The organism is Ruegeria sp. CDSA141, from assembly GCF_059612005.1.
In genome coordinates this window covers 1-18,687 of the sequence record NZ_JBXWPT010000026.1, presented here as the reverse complement: position 1 = coordinate 18,687, position 18,687 = coordinate 1, and the positions used below count along the sequence as shown (strand labels likewise).

Genomic DNA, 18,687 nt, shown 5'->3' with positions numbered 1-18,687 from the left:
ACAGCCCCCCTTGCGCACCCTATCAGAAATCCAGATCAGCGTAATGGGGCGGCGGTCGGAACCCAGGCACCTGATCCGCCAGAATTGACCGAAACGCAGGACGAGACTTGATCTTTGCGTACCAGTCCTTGACCACCTGGCTGCGATTCCAGTCCACGTCCGAGATGTAGTCCAGCGAAGACAGATGCGCCGCGGCCGCGAAATCAGCCAGTGTCATCTGATCCCCCGCAAGCCAGCGGCGATGATCCAGCAGCCATGCCATGTAATCCAGATGGTATTTGATCGCCCTGGCGCCCTGTTTGATATGCTTGCTGTCCGGATACCCCTGTCCCGTCACCTTTTTGTTCACCCGCTCATACAACAGTTTCGATGTCACCTCGTGGTGAAACTTGTCGTCGAACCACCCGACAAGGCGTCGCACTTCAAATCTGGCTTCGGGGTTTTTCGGCATTAAAGCTGGCTCAGGGCGGGTTTCTTCGATGTATTCGCAGATCGCCGCGCTTTCCGACATGATGTGCCCGTCCAGACGCAACACGGGTACTTTTCCCGCCGGATTGCGGCGCAGGAAATCAGGATCCTGCTCCCAGTATCGCTCTTCTACCAGCTCAACCTCGATCTTCTTCTCCGCCAGCGACAGACGGACCTTGCGACAATACGGAGAGAGGGGAACGTGAAACAGACGCGCCATGGACTTCCAATCGAACCAGTGAATACCCGACAGATTTACCCTTGGCAGATAGCGGGTTTCAATCCTCGAAACAATCTGCGCGACCATCTGCGCGGATGGTGGCCGCCCCATCGAGAATTGAAGCCGCTCTTCTGCGGGTTCTGGCAGTTGGATCCGTGACAGACCTGTTGCGTGGTGACGGCAGGATTGCAGCAATCCGTGCTGCCTGAACCGAGGTCAGCTTTGACGCGCTGGTGTTGAAATAGCGTTGCGCAGCAGCTTCGACCCCAAACACGCCGTTCCCGGTTTCGGCCACATTCAGATACACTTCAAGAATACGCTGCTTGCTCCAGAATATTTCAACCACCGGCGTGATCGAGGTTTCCAAAGCCTTGCGCACCCAACTGCGGCCCTGCCAGAGGAACACATTCTTCACAACCTGTTGCGTGATGGTCGACGCACCGCGACTTCCGCCATCCTCAAGTGCATCGCGAATGGCTTCAACGTCAAAGCCCCAATGCAGACAGAAATTTGCATCCTCAGCCGCCACAACTGATCTTGCCATGATCGGAGCCATGTCCTCGATCGGCACCCATTCGCGTTCAACCTTTCCCAGCCGGCGCCATTCCGACCAGATGGTATGCGTCACGGGCGGGTTCACGACCGAATAAATCAGGACCAGAGCAACCACGAGACACACAACTGCCATGGCCACGCGCGCTACCCAGCGGCGAACCTGCCGCGCCACCGGTACTTTCTTTCTGGATGCCTTACTTTTTTTCCCGCCAGATTTGCGGGCTGCTTTCTTAGCCATGCCTCAGCTATACGACGCAGGGTTCCGGTTTGAAACGGCCTAAATCGCGAAAGCACGCGCCTCACGCGGATGAATGATCGGGCGAGCGGTTTTCAGCGACATTGGATCAAGACCTGCCAACTCGGGAAACAAGTGCAGCACCTCGCTTTGAGTCTCGCGATCCGAGGCTGACAGCGCGTGCCCGGGATAATAGCTTTCGCTTTTCGCTCCGTTGGCGATGACGATCTCATGCTGCTTGAACAAGAGGTGGAAGTATTCGACCTCACCGCCTTCAATGCGTGTCACCGTGTCATCGTTGACCAGTGTATGTGCCGGAACCAGCGCTTCGGAAAGACCGAACAAATAAGACGCCTGCCAGTCTTCGACCAGCATCCGATGCTGCGGTGAAACCAGCAAGGGGCGATCCAGACCGAAAACACCGGCTTCGAACCGGATTGGGGCCAGTTTGCCTTCGGCTGCGACGGTTGTAGCCCCGACCCAGATCAATGGTTGAGGTCCGTGATCCACCGTAAGGACCAGATCACCAGCCTTCAAATCCTCAACCGCCCGCTTACCTTCCGGCGTGGCGATCATGGTCCCGGCCGTAAAACAAGGTGGACCCAGATTTCCGACATTCAGAGGACCTTGCGTGTTGACAAAAGTGGTCGAAACCAGCGTTCCAGGCTGAAGCACCTGATTGTCTGTAGGGGTGAAAACCCGCGATCCATCGGCCAGGTAAAAAGTGATTCCTGTATAGGTCACGTTCCCAACGCCTGACACGTTGATCGTAACAGTATCCCCCGGCCAGGAATTTGTTACGTCTTGTCCATTGACCGTATCGCCACTGGGCACGTCAATAAGATTGTCATCATTCGCATCAGTCAGGTTGAAACTGCTGACAGTGACAGCTGTTCCTCCTGGTGGCGGGCTTGCGGGATCAAAGGTGAAAAACTGATCGCGATATGTCGTTGGCATCCTGTCGCCCCTACTCTGTCACCATTTGAAACCGAAACAGGTCATGGCTATCACTACAAGGTGAAAAAAGCATGGCGAAATTCGGGAGAGCGGGCAAGAATCCTGTCGAAACCGCGCAGACAACAAAGGCCCCGCGTGGTGCAAATGGCACGCGAGGCCTGTTAGTGATGGGATTCCGGCTTACTCCGCCGGAACTGCCGCAGCTTCTTCGCTCAGCGGGTGGCTCAGCTTGTTCAGCATCTCTTTGGGGCAAACCTGCAGGAAGTTACCTTTTTCCACGTCCCAATGCTGTAGGATATCTGCGGCCTTCCGGCTGTTGGTCTCCTCGGCGTGGCGCATGATCATGGATTTCAATTGCTCCACCCAATGGTCGACGGCAACCGGACAGGTCACAAGCGTTTCCTTGTTCATCAACGCTTCGGCTTTGCCTTCGGGATCATAAAGATAAGCCATGCCACCGGTCATGCCGGCACCGAAATTGGCACCGATATCACCCAGGATCACGGCCACACCGCCGGTCATGTACTCACACCCGTTCGATCCGCACCCTTCGACCACGACTTTGGCGCCCGAGTTGCGCACAGCAAACCGCTCGCCCGCGCGGCCAGCTGCGAACAGATGGCCATCAGTTGCGCCGTACAGCACCGTGTTGCCGATGATCGTGTTTGCATCCGCCTTCAGCGGACTGACCTGCGGCGGGCGCACGACGATCGTACCGCCAGACAGACCCTTGCCAACATAATCGTTGGCATCTCCCGACACTTCCAGCTTCAGGCCCGGAGCCGCAAAGGCACCCAGAGACTGACCGGCCGAGCCCTGCAGTTTCACGTGCAGGTGGTCATCCTGGAACGTGTTCCGCATGCCAAAATTCTGCACAATGTGGCTGGAAACGCGGGTCCCAACGGTCCGGTGCGTGTTCTGCACCGCATAGGACAGCTGCATTTTCTCGCCGTCCTTCAGGAATCGGGCCGCATCGCGCACGATCTCGGCGTCCAGCGTATCAGGCACAGCATTCCGGTCCCTGTCACGATTGTACACGATATTATGGGCACCATCGACTGTGATCAGCAAAGGGTTGAGGTCCAGATCGTCCAAATGTGCCGAACCCCTGCTGACCTGCGCCAGCAGATCGGCCCGACCGATGATTTCATCCACGGAACGCGCGCCAAGGCTGGCCAGCAGCTCACGCACTTCCTGAGCGTAGAAGGTGATCAGGTTGACGACCTTGTCCGCATTGCCGGTGAACTTCGCGCGCAAGGATTCGTCTTGCGTGCAGACCCCAACCGGGCAGGTGTTCGACTGACACTGGCGCACCATGATGCAGCCCATGGCGATCAGGGCGGCGGTGCCGATACCGTATTCCTCGGCCCCCATCATCGCGGCCATGACGATGTCTCGACCGGTACGCAAACCGCCATCGGTCCGCAGGGTCACCCGGTCGCGCAGGTTGTTCATCGCCAGAACCTGATGCGCCTCGGTCAGGCCCATCTCCCACGGCAGACCGGCATATTTGATGCTGGTCGCGGGCGATGCCCCGGTGCCGCCATTGTGGCCCGAGATCAGGATGATGTCGGCCTTGGCCTTGGCCACGCCGGCAGCGATCGTGCCGACGCCTGACGACGCCACCAGCTTCACCGTCACCTTGGCGCGCGGGTTGATCTGCTTGAGGTCATAGATCAGCTGCGCCAGATCCTCGATCGAGTAAATGTCGTGATGCGGCGGCGGCGAAATCAGCGTCACGCCCTTGGTCGAATGCCGCAGACGCGCGATCAGGTCGGTGACTTTCATGCCGGGCAGCTGGCCGCCCTCGCCGGGTTTGGCGCCCTGAGCCACTTTGATTTCCAGCTCTTCGCATTGGTTGAGGTACTCGGCGGTCACGCCGAACCGACCCGAGGCCACCTGCTTGATCTTGGCCGATGGGTTGTCGCCATTGGGTTCAGGCACGAAGTGTGCGGGATCTTCCCCACCTTCACCCGAGTCAGATTTTGCGCCGATCCGGTTCATCGCCACGTTCAGCGTCTTGTGCGCCTCGGGCGACAGCGCGCCCAGCGACATGCCCGGCGTGACGAACCGCTTGCGGATCGAGGTAATCGATTCGACCTCTTCAATCGGTACCGGCTTGCCCAACGGTTTGAAGTCCATCAGGTCGCGCAGATGGATCGGCGGGTTTGATTGCATCTTGGCCGAATACTGCTTCCACAGCTCATAGGACGCCTTGTTGCAGGCCATCTGCAGCATGTGCATCGAGGTCGCTTGCCAGGCGTGGGTCTCGCCCGTCGCGCGGGCCTTGTAAAACCCACCGATGGGCAGCACGTCCAGACCACTGTTCCAGCCTTTGGTATGGATTTCTTCGGCCTTGGCCTGAATGCCGGTGACGCCGATGCCGGAAATCCGGCTGGTCATGCCCGGGAAATACTCGGCCACCATGGCGCGGCTCAGGCCCACCGCCTCGAAGTTAAGTCCACCGCGATAAGACGAGATCACCGAAATTCCCATCTTGGCCATGATTTTCAGCAGGCCCTGGTCGATGGCCTCGCGATAGCGCGCAACGTTTTCTGTCAGCGTGCCATCCAGCAGCCCGCGGTCAATGCGATCTGCCAGTGAATCCTCTGCCAGATAAGCGTTCACAATAGTCGCACCGCAACCGATGAGTACGGCGAAGTAATGCGGATCCACACATTCCGCCGACCGCACGTTCAATGAACAGAAAGTACGCAATCCCTGACGGGTCAGATGCGAGTGCACGGCGCTTGTCGCCAAGATCATCGGCATCGCGACCCGACCTTCGCTCGAGCGCATGTCGGTCAACACAAGATGCCCTCCACCAGACCGCACTGCTTCTTCCGCTTCGGCTCTAACACGGGCCAAAGCGTTGCTCAAAGCGCCTCGACCGGGTTCAAAACTACAATCAATCTCAGCCAGAGGAGCATCAAAGTTCTCGACCAGCTTGTCCCATTGCGCGTTGCCGACAAAGGGGCTTTCCAAAACTACGATCTCGGTTTGGCTGCTGTCTTCATCCAGAACGTTCTTGAGGTTGGCAAACCGCGTTTTCAGCGACATCACACGGTATTCACGCAGGCTGTCGATCGGCGGGTTCGTGACCTGGCTGAAGTTTTGGCGGAAGAAATGGCTGAGCGGGCGGTATTGCTTGGACAAAACCGCCGATGGCGTGTCATCACCCATGGATGCCAGCGCCTCTTTGCCATCTTCAGCCATGGGCGCGAGAATCTGCTCCAGTTCCTCGACCGAGTAGCCTGCCGCGATCTGACGCTTGCGCAGTTCTTCGCCCGAGAATATCGGCTTTTCGGTCACACCTGCCAACGCTTCGTCCAGATCGTTGATCTTGCCGACCCACTCGCCAAAGGGCAGTGCGCGAGCCAGCTTGTTCTTGATCTGGGTGTCACGATAGAGCTTGCCCTTTTTCATGTCGACAGCCAGCATCTGACCGGGGCCAAGCGCGCCTTTTTCGGTCACTGTGGCCTCGTCAATCGGCACCATGCCTGCTTCGGAACCCGCAATGACCAGACCATCGCCAGTCACAACGTAACGCATCGGACGCAGACCGTTCCGGTCCAGACCGGCACAGACCCAGCGGCCATCGGTCATGGCCAGCGCAGCCGGGCCATCCCAGGGCTCCATCACCGAGTTGCAATAGGAATACATATCGCGCCACGCCTGCGGCAACTCAACCGCCTGCTTGGACCAGCTTTCCGGAACCAGCATGGTTTTCGCCATCGGGGCCGAGCGGCCCGCGCGCACCAGAACCTCAAAAACCGAGTCTAATGCAGCCGAATCCGACGATCCTCCGGCGATGATTGGCTTGATATCCTCGGCATAGTCACCAAAGGTGCCACTGGCCATGCGGATTTCATGACTCTTCATCCAGTTGATGTTGCCCCTGAGCGTGTTGATCTCACCATTATGAGCCAACATGCGGAAAGGCTGGGCCAACCACCATTGCGGGAAGGTGTTGGTTGAATAGCGCTGGTGATAGATTGCAAACGCGGATTCAAAGCGTTCGTCCATCAGATCTGGATAGAAGACGGCAACCTGTTCGGCCAGCATCATACCCTTGTAGATGATCGAACGACAGGACAGCGACGCCAGATACAGCCCGGAAATACCAGCCGCTGCAGCCGCCTTTTCAATACGACGACGAATGACATAAAGCTCGCGCTCGAAGGTCTCTTCATCCACGCCTTTGGAATTCGAGATCAGGATCTGCTCGATCTCGGGCCGTGTGGCGTTGGCCTTTTCACCCAGGCAGGTGACATCGACCGGCACATGACGCCAGCCATAGATGTAATACCCCATGCGCAGAACTTCGGTTTCCACGATGGTCCGGCACTGCTCCTGCGCGCCAAAATCGGTGCGGGGCAGAAAAACCTGACCAACCGCGATCAGTTCATCCAACTTGGGCTCGTGGCCTGTGCGTCGGATCTGGTCATAGAAGAAGGGCACCGGAATCTGCACGTGGATACCCGCGCCATCGCCGGTTTTACCGTCGGCATCAACTGCGCCGCGATGCCAGATCGCCTTTAACGCGTCGATACCGGCGTCCACAACCTTGCGTGAGGCTTTCCCATCCACGGACACAACAAGACCCACGCCACAGGAAGAATGCTCTTCTTCGTCGGAATAGAGACCATTTTTGGCCATCCAGTTGCGCTTGGCTTCTTCGGCCCGCACCCAATCGGCATCATATTTGGTCATTGGCTGTCTCCTTCGTCAGAGGGGGCATACATGGCTTCGACCTCGGCTTTGGTCATCTGCCGGCGTTCGCCTGCGAATGCATAACCCTCGGGCTTTTTGTCGATGTAAAGTTCAAGTTTCAGCGGGTTGCCTGCGGCGTTATCAAACAGACCTGCCGCCATTTGTGTCTGGCCGTGCATCTCGCCCGGAAGGGTAATACGGTACCAAAGCGCCGAACCACATTCGGCGCAAAACGCACGCTCTGCCCAGTCGGACGAGGTAAAGGTTTTGACCGGGCCAAGCGCGGCGTACCCTTCTTCGGCCTGAAACGTCACCAGCATGGAGCTGGTCCAGCGGCGGCACTGATCGCAATGGCATGCCCCAAGCGCATCCCGCGCCGGATTTGCAGTCACCGTGACTGCGCCACACATGCATTGGCCTTGCAATTCGGGCATTTCCGACCCTCCTGATCGCTGGGATTATTCGGCTGCAACAGCAGATTTTGCATTGAAGCGGTCGATGATCGCATCGGCGCAGTCGCGGCCGTCACGGATCGCCCAAACTACCAGAGAGGCACCACGCACGATGTCACCGATTGCATAGACTCCATCCATCTCGGTCTCACCGGTTTGGAACGCAGCCCTGATCGTCCCCCAGCGGGTGACCGGCAGGTCGGGTTGTCCGAACAGCGTGGGCAGGTCTTCAGGCTCGAAGCCGAGCGCCTTGATAACAAGATCAGCGTCTTCGACATAGTCCGCGCCTTCGATGACTTCGGGGGCCTGACGACCTGACGCGTCTGGCTGTCCCAGGCGCATCTTTTGCACGATCACACCCGAAACAGTGTCTTCACCCGTGAACCCTTTGGGTGCGCTGAGCCATTCGAAGATCACGCCTTCTTCTTCAGCGTTCTGCGTTTCACGCTGTGAACCCGGCATGTTGGCCCGGTTCCGGCGATACAGGCATTTGACAGAAGTCGCGCCCTGACGGATCGAAGTGCGAACACAATCCATCGCGGTGTCTCCACCGCCAATCACGACAACCTTCTTGCCGTCCGCATTCAAGCGACCGTTGTCAAAATCTTCAACCTCGTCGCCAAAGCTTTTTCGGTTCGAGGCCGTCAGGAAGTCGATTGCCTTCTCAATCCCGGCCAGTCCGCTGCCCGGCATGGCCAAGTCTCGCGACTTGTAGACGCCAGTCGCAATGATAACGGCATCATGCTTGGCCCGGATTTCTTGGAACTTTGCCACGTCCACGTTGCAGTTCAGAACAAACTCAACCCCACCATCAGCAAGCAGGTCATTGCGGCGCTGAACAACATCCTTTTCCAGTTTGAAACCCGGAATGCCATACATCAGCAGACCACCGGCACGGTCATAACGATCGTATACCGTGACTTGGATTCCCGCCTGGCGCAGCATGTCCGCGGCGGCCAACCCTCCGGGGCCTCCACCAATGATACCCACGCTTTCAGTACGTTCAGTCGATGGAGCGACCGGTTTGACCCAGCCTTTTTCCCACGCGGTATCCGTGATGTATTTCTCGATCGTACCAATCGTAACTGTTCCATGGCCCGACTGTTCAATCACGCAGTTGCCCTCACAAAGACGATCCTGCGGGCAGATGCGGCCGCAGATCTCGGGGAAGGTATTGGTGGCCTGACTGGTATGGTAGGCTTCTTCCAGACGTCCGGTCGCAGTCAGGCGCAACCAGTCGGGGATATTGTTGTGCAACGGACAATGCGACTGGCAGTACGGAACACCGCATTGGCTGCACCGACTCGCCTGCTCGGCCGCTTTTTCAGCGGCGAACTCGGTATAGATCTCGTCAAAGTCGTCCTTGCGGTCATTGGCACCACGCTTTTCCGGCATGACGCGGTCGATCTGTACAAATTTCAGCATCGGTTGCTTGGCCACGGGTCAGACTCCATGAATTGGCTTGGTCCAGTTTCTTTAAGGGAAGAGCATCTGGATGAAAAGTCATGTATGCTGACCTATTTTAAGAAAATACCGTCCGCCGCTTAAAAAAGTAAAAGGTAACCAGAAAATTTAGATCCGAATCGGACCTTTATGCGTGCTTTCTTTTTCTGTACCGCCCTTATACCCATAAACCGCATAAAACACGTGGCAGCTACACGGCAGGGCAGATGAGTCTTTTCCACTTGATTCTCGTAGCAATCATTCAGGGAATCACTGAGTTTTTGCCCATATCCTCATCCGGTCACCTGATCCTATTGCCCAGCCTGTCTGGGTTGAAGGATCAGGGCCAGGCCATTGATATCGCAGTTCATGTGGGAACCTTGGGTGCCGTGGTGCTGTATTTCTGGTCGGATGTGAAGCAGGCCGTAGCCGGATTTCCTCGCGCCCTGACCGGTCGGGCGGATACACCTGAGTCCCGCCTTGCTCTGGGCCTGATCATTGCAACTGTTCCTACCGTGATCGCGGGCCTCATTCTGCACGTGACGGGGATGAGCGCGGCCATGCGCTCGATCACAGTAATCGGATGGACAATGCTGGGTTTCGGTCTGTTGCTGTATTGGGTGGACCAGAAAGCCCCCGAAACCAAAGAAGCCGCCGAATGGGGAATACGTGACGCGTTCATCATGGGCCTGTGGCAGGTTCTTGCGCTGATCCCCGGCACGTCGCGATCCGGGATTACCATCACAGGTGCGCGTCAATTGGGATACACCCGTGAAGACGGTGCGCGGATTGCCATGCTGATGTCGATCCCGACGATTCTGGCGTCAGGCACTCTGCTGGCACTGGATGTGGTGCGCGAGGTGGATATGCAACTGGCCCGGGATGGGGCCATTGCGGCGCTATTTGCATTTCTTTCGGCCCTTCTGGCGCTAAGCCTGATGATGCGGCTTTTGCGCAGTGTCAGCTTCACACCCTACGTTATCTACCGCGTCATTCTTGGCGTGATACTTTTGATCATGGCCTACAGCTGATCAGATACGCAGGTTTTTAGCAGAGTTCTGAATGTCGTCATACTGACCCGAGGGGCGGAATTTCCACAGATATTCCGGCAGAACCGATTCCAGCGTGGTCGGTTCAATCCCAAGATCTGCAAATGACTTGGCACCGTCGGATACCACATTGTCATGGCGCAGGTTCTTGAGCTGGTCGCGGGTCAAGATGTTGTTGGGGAACAGCTGGAAACTGACAAACTTAACCATATCCAGCACATTCGCCATAATCCGGGCAGCAAAGAATGGCAGACCGATTATGACGCGGCGACGGTGAATCACTTCAAGCATTTGCTGCATCAGGGCGCGGAAGGTTTTCACCTCGGGGCCGCCAAGTTCGTAAATACCCGGCTCTGCCTGTCCCAGAACACCTTTGACGGCAGCCTGCGCCACATCGTCTACAAAAACCGGCTGGAACTTGGTTTCGGCCCCGACCAGAGGCAGGAACGGTCCCATGCGGGTCATCCCGGCGAAGCGGTTGAAGAACTGGTCTTCCGTGCCAAAAATCACCGAAGGGCGCAGGATCACGGCGTCTGGCATATGCTTCAAAACGCCCGTTTCACCATGTGCTTTGGTCCGAGAATACGCGCTGGCTGAATTCGAATCTGCACCGATGGCCGAGATATGAACCATCCGCTTGATGCCCTGCTCGGCCGCCAAACGCGCGATGCGTTCAGCTCCTTCGGCCTGTACGGTATCAAAACCGTTCTTGCCATGTTCGTTCAGTACGCCCACGCAGTTTACAACCGCATCGGCGCTCTGCATCGCCAGCGCCACCGAGGCATCATCCCGGATATTGCACAGCACCGGCTCGACCTGGCCCACGGCACCGTAGGGTTTCACGAACATGGCCTCGTTCGGACGTCGCACCGCCACCCGGACACGCCAACCCTCACTCGCCATGCGCCGCGCGATGTAGCGACCGACAAATCCCGATCCGCCATAAATCGTCACCAGTTTTGACATGAGAGGGCTCCTGCTGAGAAATTGCGCCCTAGAACTAACGCCCGCAGGCCAGTCAAACAAGGCGCTAATTCGCCGCGACGGCCGTGAAAATCATGGGCCGAAAACACCGACCGGGAACCGAATTCAAAAAACTTCAAAAAATCTCACCGAATCTGGTTGACGCCTCCCACCACTAGGCTTAAACGCCCCTCCACGACACCTGCCCAGGTGGCGGAATTGGTAGACGCGCTAGCTTCAGGTGCTAGTGTCCGTATGGACGTGGAGGTTCGAGTCCTCTCCTGGGCACCAAAATCAACCCCCAAAAATCAATATTACATGATTTTAAGGGGGTTTTGCCATTCTGACCTCTCAAATTGCCCTGCAAACTGCTCCACACTATGGGTTCCGCATCCCGACCAGAATCTACTCGCTGAAGCTCCGAGAACGGAGATCAAAGCGACAGGCAAATCCTCCGCGCACACTGTCTGCGAAATGCTTCTCTCGACGAGAGCCTGACAAACCCAAGCTATCCTCGACAACTGCACCGCCCCACTAACCGGGCTCGCTCCAGAACCGCTTTCTTCGCGGCATCACCGCCGATTTCTGTCAAAAGGCGTGCCGACACTTGAGCAGCAGAAGGAATGGGTGTCGGCACGCTGGAGACTGGTTGTCTAAGCCGGCCCCTGGGCATCTCCACCCTCAAGATGACGGCGCTGATCCTCCGGTTCCGGTTTGCCTGATCCCGTATAGACGCATCAGACGGTTCTCTTGGCTTATCTCAAAAGAAACCGGATCCTCACACTTTCTGTGTCCGAGACCAAAAAGTGAAACGGTGTTTTGCATCCTTCCATTGCCATGGACGAATGACTGCCGCGCCCGCAGCCAGCTTATCGCTCATGAGGCCTGGCGAATGTCTGCAAGGCGTGGCGAATCCGAAGATTGATTTCTTCGACAAGCGCTTTCGCGCATAAATTGAAAGCTGGCGATCTCGCGTTGATCGCTGCAACCCGTTACGTGTCTGCTTTATCTGGATTGAAAACCCGCATGAATTGCTTGTTGTTCAAATCCGTTTGAGCGTTATGACCGATTGAGCAAACCTGGATTTGTCATCTACGACGTCGACGACTTTGAAGTCCGGGGCCCAGTTCTCCTCGATATATGAAACTGGCACGATCGCATCGCCGTAAATCTTGTTGCCATCTGTGCCTTCCATGAAGACCAGTTCGCCGCTGTCATAAAGCGAGGTAAACTCGGGCACCATATCTGCGGACTCTGCAAGTAGCTTGTGCCAAGCGTTCGAACCTCTTCGTTTTCCAAGTTGGAAGTGACGAAGCAAACCAATTCTGTTTCCAAATATTTTCGGGCCCAATATCTCGCGCCCGCGATTCTCAATATATCTCAGGAATCGCTTCGGCTGGACCGTGATCACCAGAACGGCGCCAGGTTTAGTAACGCGCGCGAGCTCGGTACGCCAATGCAAATGAACATGCTCTGGAAGATGCGTGAAAACTGAATACGCCATCGCAGACGAAATCTTGCCTTCGGGCAGCGAAAACTCACCCAATGGGGAAATATGCATGAACTCGCCCGGAAGACCTCTTTTCCGGCACTCATCAATGATGTCGGCATTCACATCTGCGGCGAATATAGATTGGCTTGGATAATCTTTCGAAAACAAACGGATATAACGTCCCCAACCACATCCGAAATCCAAGAAGCAATCATCTTTGCTCGGGTTTTCGCCGTACGTTGAAAGCATCTTCTTTGCGTGCACATAAAACCCATACGCTTCTCTGATTGCACTGGAAAGCGCGCTTCCGACAAATTCGACTTGAATATCATTTGGAGGAAAGTTGGGGAGAGCGCTTGCAAGCTCGCCTCCTTTATTTTCGGCTTTATCCAGCCATAGCTGAAGCCAATCTGCATCGGTTTTCTCATTGAAGCTTTCATACAAGTCTTTCATACCCGGTGCCCTGGATCTGGAATAATGCTCGTTAGGTACGTCACGAAATGCTCGATTACAATTGATTGAATTACGGACCTTCAGTCGACGGGCAATGTCTTGCTAAAGCTCTTAGGGTCAGGATCTGTAATTTGTGGAGCTTGGCGGTGTTTCCCTTGAGGGTTTCAAGGGTCTGTCCGCACCGATTGCTGTGAGCCGATCGTACTGTATCGGGTTTCACAAGGCCGAAGGTTGCGTTGACTCGAAGCGGGCTCCTGGGCCCATCCGGTAACCTTTGCAGATCGTTCGTCCCTGCGTTCCCTCTTGGGACACTGCCCTCGGATCAGCTTTCCGGCTTCACCGCTGGCAAATGATTTCTATCTCACCTCACGCTTCGAACACAGCTCCGTCACGCAGCATCGCGTGCTTGATAACGGCAGGCGCCACGCGTGCCTTTCTCAAGTCTCGGCGTTTGGCGACCTTCTGGGCCCTGGTTGCGAGGGCGAAGTTGTCACGACTGCGCGTCAGGATCGAGTTGGCCGCTTCGTAGAGCAGCTTGCAGACCATGCTGTCATCCTGTCTGGTGATGCGTCCTGTCCAATCGATTTCCCCGGATTGGTGACGCCCGGGGACCAATCCGAAGTGGGCGTCTACTGTGCGCGATTGCCGGAAGCGGTCAGCTTGATCCATGGCTGCGGAAGCGGCGGAAGTTTGAACGCCAACGCCGGGTATACTCATGAGCTGCCTGCAGGCCGACGATTGGTGAGCGAACTCAAGCAAGACACGATCCAGTTGCCTGATCTGTTCCACCACCCCGGCTCTGGTGGCGACCAGCGCTGTGATTCTCTGGCGAGTGCCCGATATATCTGCAGCAGTCATCACCCGGTCGATGAACGACATGCCCTGACCGGGGCCGGGCTTGAACCTGAGAGTTGCACATATCCTTCGGATCGTGGTTTTGAGCCGCAGCGGGGCTTCAACGAGATGACTGCACATCGCGATGACACAGCGCGCACCATGGGCGGCCGCAGATTTGACATGCACTTCCTTGTAGAAACCTGCCCTGGCAAATTGCGGCAGCCCGGTTGCATCATGCGGGTCAGTCTTGTTCACCTTTAATGCCTTTACGTTCTGATGCGCCTGCCGCGCGCCTATGCACACAACGGGAACGCCAGGAGCTCGCAAGCCGTGGCAGATTGCCGCCGGCATGCGGCCGGATTCGATCACCGCTCCCTCAATGTCACCGACTCGATCCAACGCACCTGCGATCTGGTCAGGCGCGCTCTCGACCTTCATCGAGGCCACTTTCCCACCGTTTTCATCGACGACGCAAACCTGCATGCTGTCCATCGACAGATCCAGTCAGACATAGTGTTTCATGGTTGCTTCCTTCCATCAGCTTCACCAGCCAGAACTGTGAGCCCTCTTTCAGCTCCGAGGGAAGCAACCACAAATTACCCGATGACTCATGGCAAGCAAATGAAGAGAGCGGTCAGGGAAATGGCTGAAGGAAAACCTTCGGACACCTGTCGTTGCATGTCGCGACGCGCCGCTAGTCCTTGAGCCTGCCAAACACGATTTCAAACCGGTTGCGGCGCTTGTCGTACTTGTCGGTTTTCTTGCATTGCTTTCGGCCCGGGATGCGGGCGCGTATCCCTGTGCCTTGTAACGCTTCTCTGAACAAATCGACCTTCGGCAGGCCGCTCAACACACGCCTAACATCAATACCAGGCTTAACGTGGGGCTTCGGGAAGAAGGGCTCAAGACGCGCCATCTGCGCGTCGCTCAACCAGAAAAGGTCAGACATATTCACCGCCATTTCGAACCCAGTGAGTCATGAGGCTAAGCGGAAATCAACAGGTCCCGAGCCTTCTGTATCTCCACTCTGTTATGCGGCCCCCGTCAGCGACTTTGGCCGAGGCTGCTGACGAGGCGGTGTATGCCATCTGAGCCTTGTGGGTTCGACCACGTTTGCTGGCCAGCCAGCACCGTCTCTCTTCATCATCTCGAACAGTTGCATGTGGCCAAGTTGGACCACGGATCAGAAGGAAGAGACTATGGATACGGTAACACAGGCTGCGATCATCGATTGTCCGGCAGGTGATTGCGAAGCAATCTGCCTAGAGGAGAGGGGGCATGGAGGTCAGCCGCGATGAGCTGGATATTTATTGCCTGCCAAGCAACCAAAGACTGCGAATGCCCAATACCATGAAGGACACGTACGCTTGGGCGACCTGGCGCTCTCACAAAATGCCCGTGTCTGCTTGGAAGCCACCAGCGGGCAGGAATGGCATCTGTGGTCTGGCCTTGACGCAGAAGGGGTCACGACGCGGAAATTGCCGCCAGCTCAAATAAAGGCTTTCGCGGCCAGCCGAGGCACGAGGGCGAAAACGGACAGGATCGATGCAGAACTCATTGCGCAGTTCATGGATTTCCGACCTGATGCAAGGCGCAACCTCCCACATGCAAAGATACGTCTTCTCAGAGCCTTGCTGTCCAAGCGCGGACAACTTGTCGAGACGCGAAAGCGGCTTCTGGCGCAGATCAAGGAGCATGGGAAGCTGGGATTGGCTGACATGTTCGAAGCCATGGATGCCAAATTGAAAGACCTGCTGGATTATCAGATTGCAGAGCTTGAGGCCCGGATCGAACATATCATTGCCACAAATGAGAGCCTTGCCACGACGGCTGGCATCCCGCGTTCCGTTCCCGGGATCAGACCGGTTGCCTGCACCATGCCGATCATAGAGATGCCAGAACTCGGCCAGATCACCGGCGAGCAAGCCGCCGCGCTCGCAGTCCTTGAGCCAATTGCACATGACAGCGGACCCATGCGTGGTCGGCGCACAATTGGCGGTGGCCGACGATTGCTACGGCATGTGATGTTCCAGGCCGCTCTCGTCGTCAGCCATCACAATCCAGTCCTCAAGACAGTCGCCAACCGCCTATGCGTCGCCGGAAAACCACACAAGGTCATCATCACTGCTGTTGCAAGAAAGCTTGTCACAGCCGCAAACGCTCTCTGCAAAACGCGCCAGAAATGGACACCTCAACCTGCATAAAAAGAAACAGTTGCCAGGGCCGACAATTGATAGTTGGGCGTCGCGGGGCTCAGGCCTGCTTTTGAGCCTCGGCTTCCTCTGCAACCTCTACGGCGTCTGCCGCCACTTCGACCACATCGACCTCATCTACAGGTTCCGCGACTTCGGGCTCTTCTGATTGATCCTCAAGCGCACCAACGATCAATGGCAACATGTGTACGCCGGTCGCGCTTGCGATCTCGTGCGTTTGCGGCGTTTGCCAACTGAGTGTGTCGAAGCTTCCGCAGTTCTGGCAGACCGGCCCCCATTCGGGTTGGATATCATGGCAGTTGGTACACACCCATTGCGGACCACGCGGCGCATTCAGCGCCCTGGCCAACCAGCCTTGCACAACGGCGTCCGAGGCCCCCTCGCCACGTTCGATCGCAGCCATCAACGTGTAGGCGCGCGCATCACCTTGCTTTTCAACCAAATCACCCAACGCACGGCGGGCTTCGGGGAAATCCTCGGCCACGATGTTCAATTCTGCCAGAATCAGGCGCGTTTCCATATTCTCGGGGTGAATGCGGGTTAGCGCCGTGAACCTCTTGATACGTTGCTCGGGAGTTTCATCCGGTACGATTTCGGCAAAGGCATGGGCCAGATCCGGGTGTGGCTGAACCTCCCATGCTTTTTTCAGAATCTTGGTCGCAGCCCGGGGTTTGCCTTTGGCGATATACGCGCGGGCGGCCATGGCAGCGGCAGGCACCAGATCGGGCGACAGACGATTGGCTTCGATCGCGCGCTCCTGCTGTTCGACGGTCGCGTCTTCGTCCAGAATGCCTTTGGCTTCGGACAAGGCCAGTACAGCATCGCGCCGTTTGAAAACATCGCGCGGCAAATACCCGGCCTTCAACTTGGAGGTCAGGGTCGAACGCGCCCCGGCCCAATCCTGCGCCTTGGTTTGCAGGTTCAGCAACACATCCTGCGTCTCTTCGTGACGCGGTTTGATCGCCAGGGCCTTCTCGGCAAGTTTGCGGGCCGTTTCATCATCACCTTCGGCCAGCTTCTGCTTCATGATCCCGCGTACGCCAACAAACCGGGTCGCGTTGTTGGTCACCAGTTTTTTATAAGTATCCGATGCCTTTTTCGTGTCACCGGTCATCTCGGCGGCCTGTGCCACAAACAGATCTGTCAGCTCAGGCTTGTTCAACAGTTTTTCGGCCTTGGTGGCTTTGGTCATCGCCACGCGCCCTTCGCCCGAGGCCAGCGCCATCAGGCCATCAGCCAGCGCCTGATATCCCTTTTGCTCGCGATTTCGGTCAAAATACCGGGACAAGGCAGTTTCGTCACCGTTCAGGAATTTCAGCGTTGCGATCAGCAGGCTGAGCAACTTGAAAAACAGCCAGACTGCAATGACCAACACACCCAGCGCGATCACTGACTGAAGCGGCCCCAGCGTGAATTCTGTGCCCGCGACGGTGATCTGAACCCCGCCACTGGTTTGCATCAGGAAGTGACCGCCCAGCGCCAGCAGGCCGATAATCGCAACAAAAACAAGGATCTTAAACAGTGACCACAGCATGGCAGGTCCTTCAGTTCGAGTTCAGGCTGGAAGCCAGTGTATTCGCCGCATCGACGGCCGCGACCCGTGTTTGGGCCGCCTGTTCCCAATCGGCCATTGCGGCCTGTGCCGCTTCGGGAAGTGATTTCAATTCACTCAGGGCTTTGACCAGGTCTCCGTCCGCGAGCGCAGCCTGTGCACGTGACAGGACGGCATCTGGCCCATCCCCTTCCTGGGGCATGACCGACCGCGCGCCTGTTTGACGTTGCAGGAAGGCAATCAGGCCAGTGCCCTTGTCGGCATCACGCGCTTCTGCCAGCGCTGCTCGGGCCGCAGGCGCGAAGCTGGCCCGCAGAGAGGAGAGGGTTTCCACACCTTTCTCAGCCGGCCCGGACAGAGCATCCGGCACATCCACACCGCCTGCCTTCAGTTCCGCAACAAGATCGGAATAGGGCTGGCCCGCATCCAACTGGCCATGCAAGCGGGACAGAACAGCGGCATTTGCCGCAGTTTGCACGTCGGCTGATGCTTTTGCCTCAAGCGCCTGAGCGTCCGAAACCATTTTTTCAACTTCGGCACGTTGCGAGGCCAGAGAATCCTGAAGCTTCTTCAGCTCAGCTTCAAAGGCGGCCATGGATTCGGGCGACACGCTGGATTCGATCGGGGTCTTCTCCAGCGTCGCGATTCGGTCTGACAATGGTCCGATCTGGCCTGACAGCGTATCCACAGTAGATTTGATCGCACTCAGGTCACCTTCCACGGGTGTCAGTTTGTCGGACAGCGCTTTGACCTGATCCGTCAAACCGGCAACATCCGGACTGTTTGCAAGCTCTTGCGACAGTTTGGCAACCTGGTCGGATTGGTCTGCCAGTTTGGACTCCAACGCCGCCAAGGTATCCGAAGTGTCAGAGCCACCTGACAATAGCCCACCATTGCCCAGCGCAAACCCGACAGCGGCTGCAATGGCACCACCCAGCAAAGCAGGCACAAACCCGCCACGCTTTTCAACGACGCGCTCAACAACTTTTTCCTCGACCGGAGCGATTTCTTCGGCTTCGGCTTCGGCTTCGGCTTCGGCTTCGGCTTCGGCTTCGGCTTCGGCTTCGGCTTCGGCTTCGGCTTCG

The 18,687-nt window shown here is 56.9% G+C and carries 13 protein-coding genes, 1 tRNA gene and 1 pseudogene; 3 read left to right on the top strand and 12 right to left on the bottom strand.

Annotation, left to right across the window (positions count from 1 at the left end):
- Positions 1–22 precede the first annotated feature (22 nt).
- The 6 genes from fzlA to AC2FLP_RS20675 all read right to left on the bottom strand — a co-directional run bounded on the left by fzlA (position 23) and on the right by AC2FLP_RS20675 (position 9,040).
- Complete coding sequence (gene fzlA / locus AC2FLP_RS20700; RefSeq protein ID WP_117872914.1) at positions 23–688, bottom strand: FtsZ-binding protein FzlA; 666 nt, start codon at positions 686–688, stop codon at positions 23–25.
- 58 nt (positions 689–746) lie between these two features.
- Complete coding sequence (gene mtgA, locus AC2FLP_RS20695) at positions 747–1,481, bottom strand: monofunctional biosynthetic peptidoglycan transglycosylase (protein WP_117871142.1); 735 nt, start codon at positions 1,479–1,481, stop codon at positions 747–749.
- A gap of 39 nt (positions 1,482–1,520) precedes the next feature.
- On the bottom strand, positions 1,521–2,435 hold the full coding sequence (locus AC2FLP_RS20690; RefSeq protein ID WP_496686087.1) for a Hint domain-containing protein: 915 nt from the start codon (positions 2,433–2,435) through the stop codon (positions 1,521–1,523).
- A 180-nt stretch (positions 2,436–2,615) separates the two neighbouring features.
- Positions 2,616–7,148 carry a glutamate synthase large subunit gene (gene gltB / locus AC2FLP_RS20685; RefSeq protein ID WP_496686089.1) on the bottom strand — a complete coding sequence of 1,511 codons (4,533 nt, stop codon included), beginning with the start codon at positions 7,146–7,148 and terminating at the stop codon, positions 2,616–2,618.
- Positions 7,145–7,582 (bottom strand): GFA family protein, encoded by a 438-nt coding sequence (locus AC2FLP_RS20680; RefSeq protein WP_117871148.1) that lies wholly within the window; start codon positions 7,580–7,582, stop codon positions 7,145–7,147. The genes gltB and AC2FLP_RS20680 overlap by 4 nt, the downstream gene beginning before the upstream one ends.
- Before the next feature lie 24 nt (positions 7,583–7,606).
- Positions 7,607–9,040, bottom strand: a complete 1,434-nt coding sequence (locus tag AC2FLP_RS20675) for an NAD(P)-dependent oxidoreductase (protein WP_117871150.1) — start codon at positions 9,038–9,040, stop codon at positions 7,607–7,609.
- Between the two features lie 230 nt (positions 9,041–9,270).
- Between AC2FLP_RS20675 and AC2FLP_RS20670 the strand changes: the two genes are divergently transcribed.
- The gene (locus AC2FLP_RS20670; protein WP_496686093.1) at positions 9,271–10,074 is read left to right on the top strand and encodes an undecaprenyl-diphosphate phosphatase; all 804 of its coding nucleotides are present in this window, start codon (positions 9,271–9,273) and stop codon (positions 10,072–10,074) included.
- Here the strand turns inward: AC2FLP_RS20670 and AC2FLP_RS20665 are convergent, their stop codons facing one another.
- Entirely contained in the window at positions 10,075–11,058 is a 984-nt protein-coding gene (locus tag AC2FLP_RS20665) for a complex I NDUFA9 subunit family protein (RefSeq protein ID WP_496686096.1), read from the bottom strand. It abuts the gene before it with no gap.
- Positions 11,059–11,259: 201 nt separating this feature from the next.
- On the opposite strand from AC2FLP_RS20665, the gene AC2FLP_RS20660 reads away from it, so the two are divergent.
- Positions 11,260–11,346 (top strand) — tRNA-Leu (locus AC2FLP_RS20660).
- Positions 11,347–12,097: 751 nt separating this feature from the next.
- Here AC2FLP_RS20660 and AC2FLP_RS20655 read toward each other — a convergent pair.
- The 3 genes and pseudogenes from AC2FLP_RS20655 to AC2FLP_RS20645 all read right to left on the bottom strand — a co-directional run.
- Positions 12,098–13,000, bottom strand: a complete 903-nt coding sequence (locus AC2FLP_RS20655) for a class I SAM-dependent methyltransferase (protein WP_496686098.1) — start codon at positions 12,998–13,000, stop codon at positions 12,098–12,100.
- Between the two features lie 366 nt (positions 13,001–13,366).
- Entirely contained in the window at positions 13,367–14,329 is a 963-nt protein-coding gene (locus tag AC2FLP_RS20650; protein WP_496686101.1) for a transposase, read from the bottom strand.
- A gap of 116 nt (positions 14,330–14,445) precedes the next feature.
- Positions 14,446–14,666, bottom strand: a pseudogene (locus AC2FLP_RS20645) (transposase); the annotation flags it as partial.
- Between the two features lie 538 nt (positions 14,667–15,204).
- Here AC2FLP_RS20645 and AC2FLP_RS20640 point away from each other — a divergent pair.
- Positions 15,205–16,041 (top strand): IS110 family transposase, encoded by an 837-nt coding sequence (locus AC2FLP_RS20640; protein WP_496686104.1) that lies wholly within the window; start codon positions 15,205–15,207, stop codon positions 16,039–16,041.
- Positions 16,042–16,090: 49 nt separating this feature from the next.
- Here the strand turns inward: AC2FLP_RS20640 and AC2FLP_RS20635 are convergent, their stop codons facing one another.
- Positions 16,091–17,584, bottom strand: a complete 1,494-nt coding sequence (locus AC2FLP_RS20635; protein ID WP_299902795.1) for a heme biosynthesis protein HemY — start codon at positions 17,582–17,584, stop codon at positions 16,091–16,093.
- 10 nt (positions 17,585–17,594) lie between these two features.
- Positions 17,595–18,687: COG4223 family protein (locus AC2FLP_RS20630; protein ID WP_299902798.1), on the bottom strand; the 1,093-nt coding region annotated here is incomplete at its 5' end.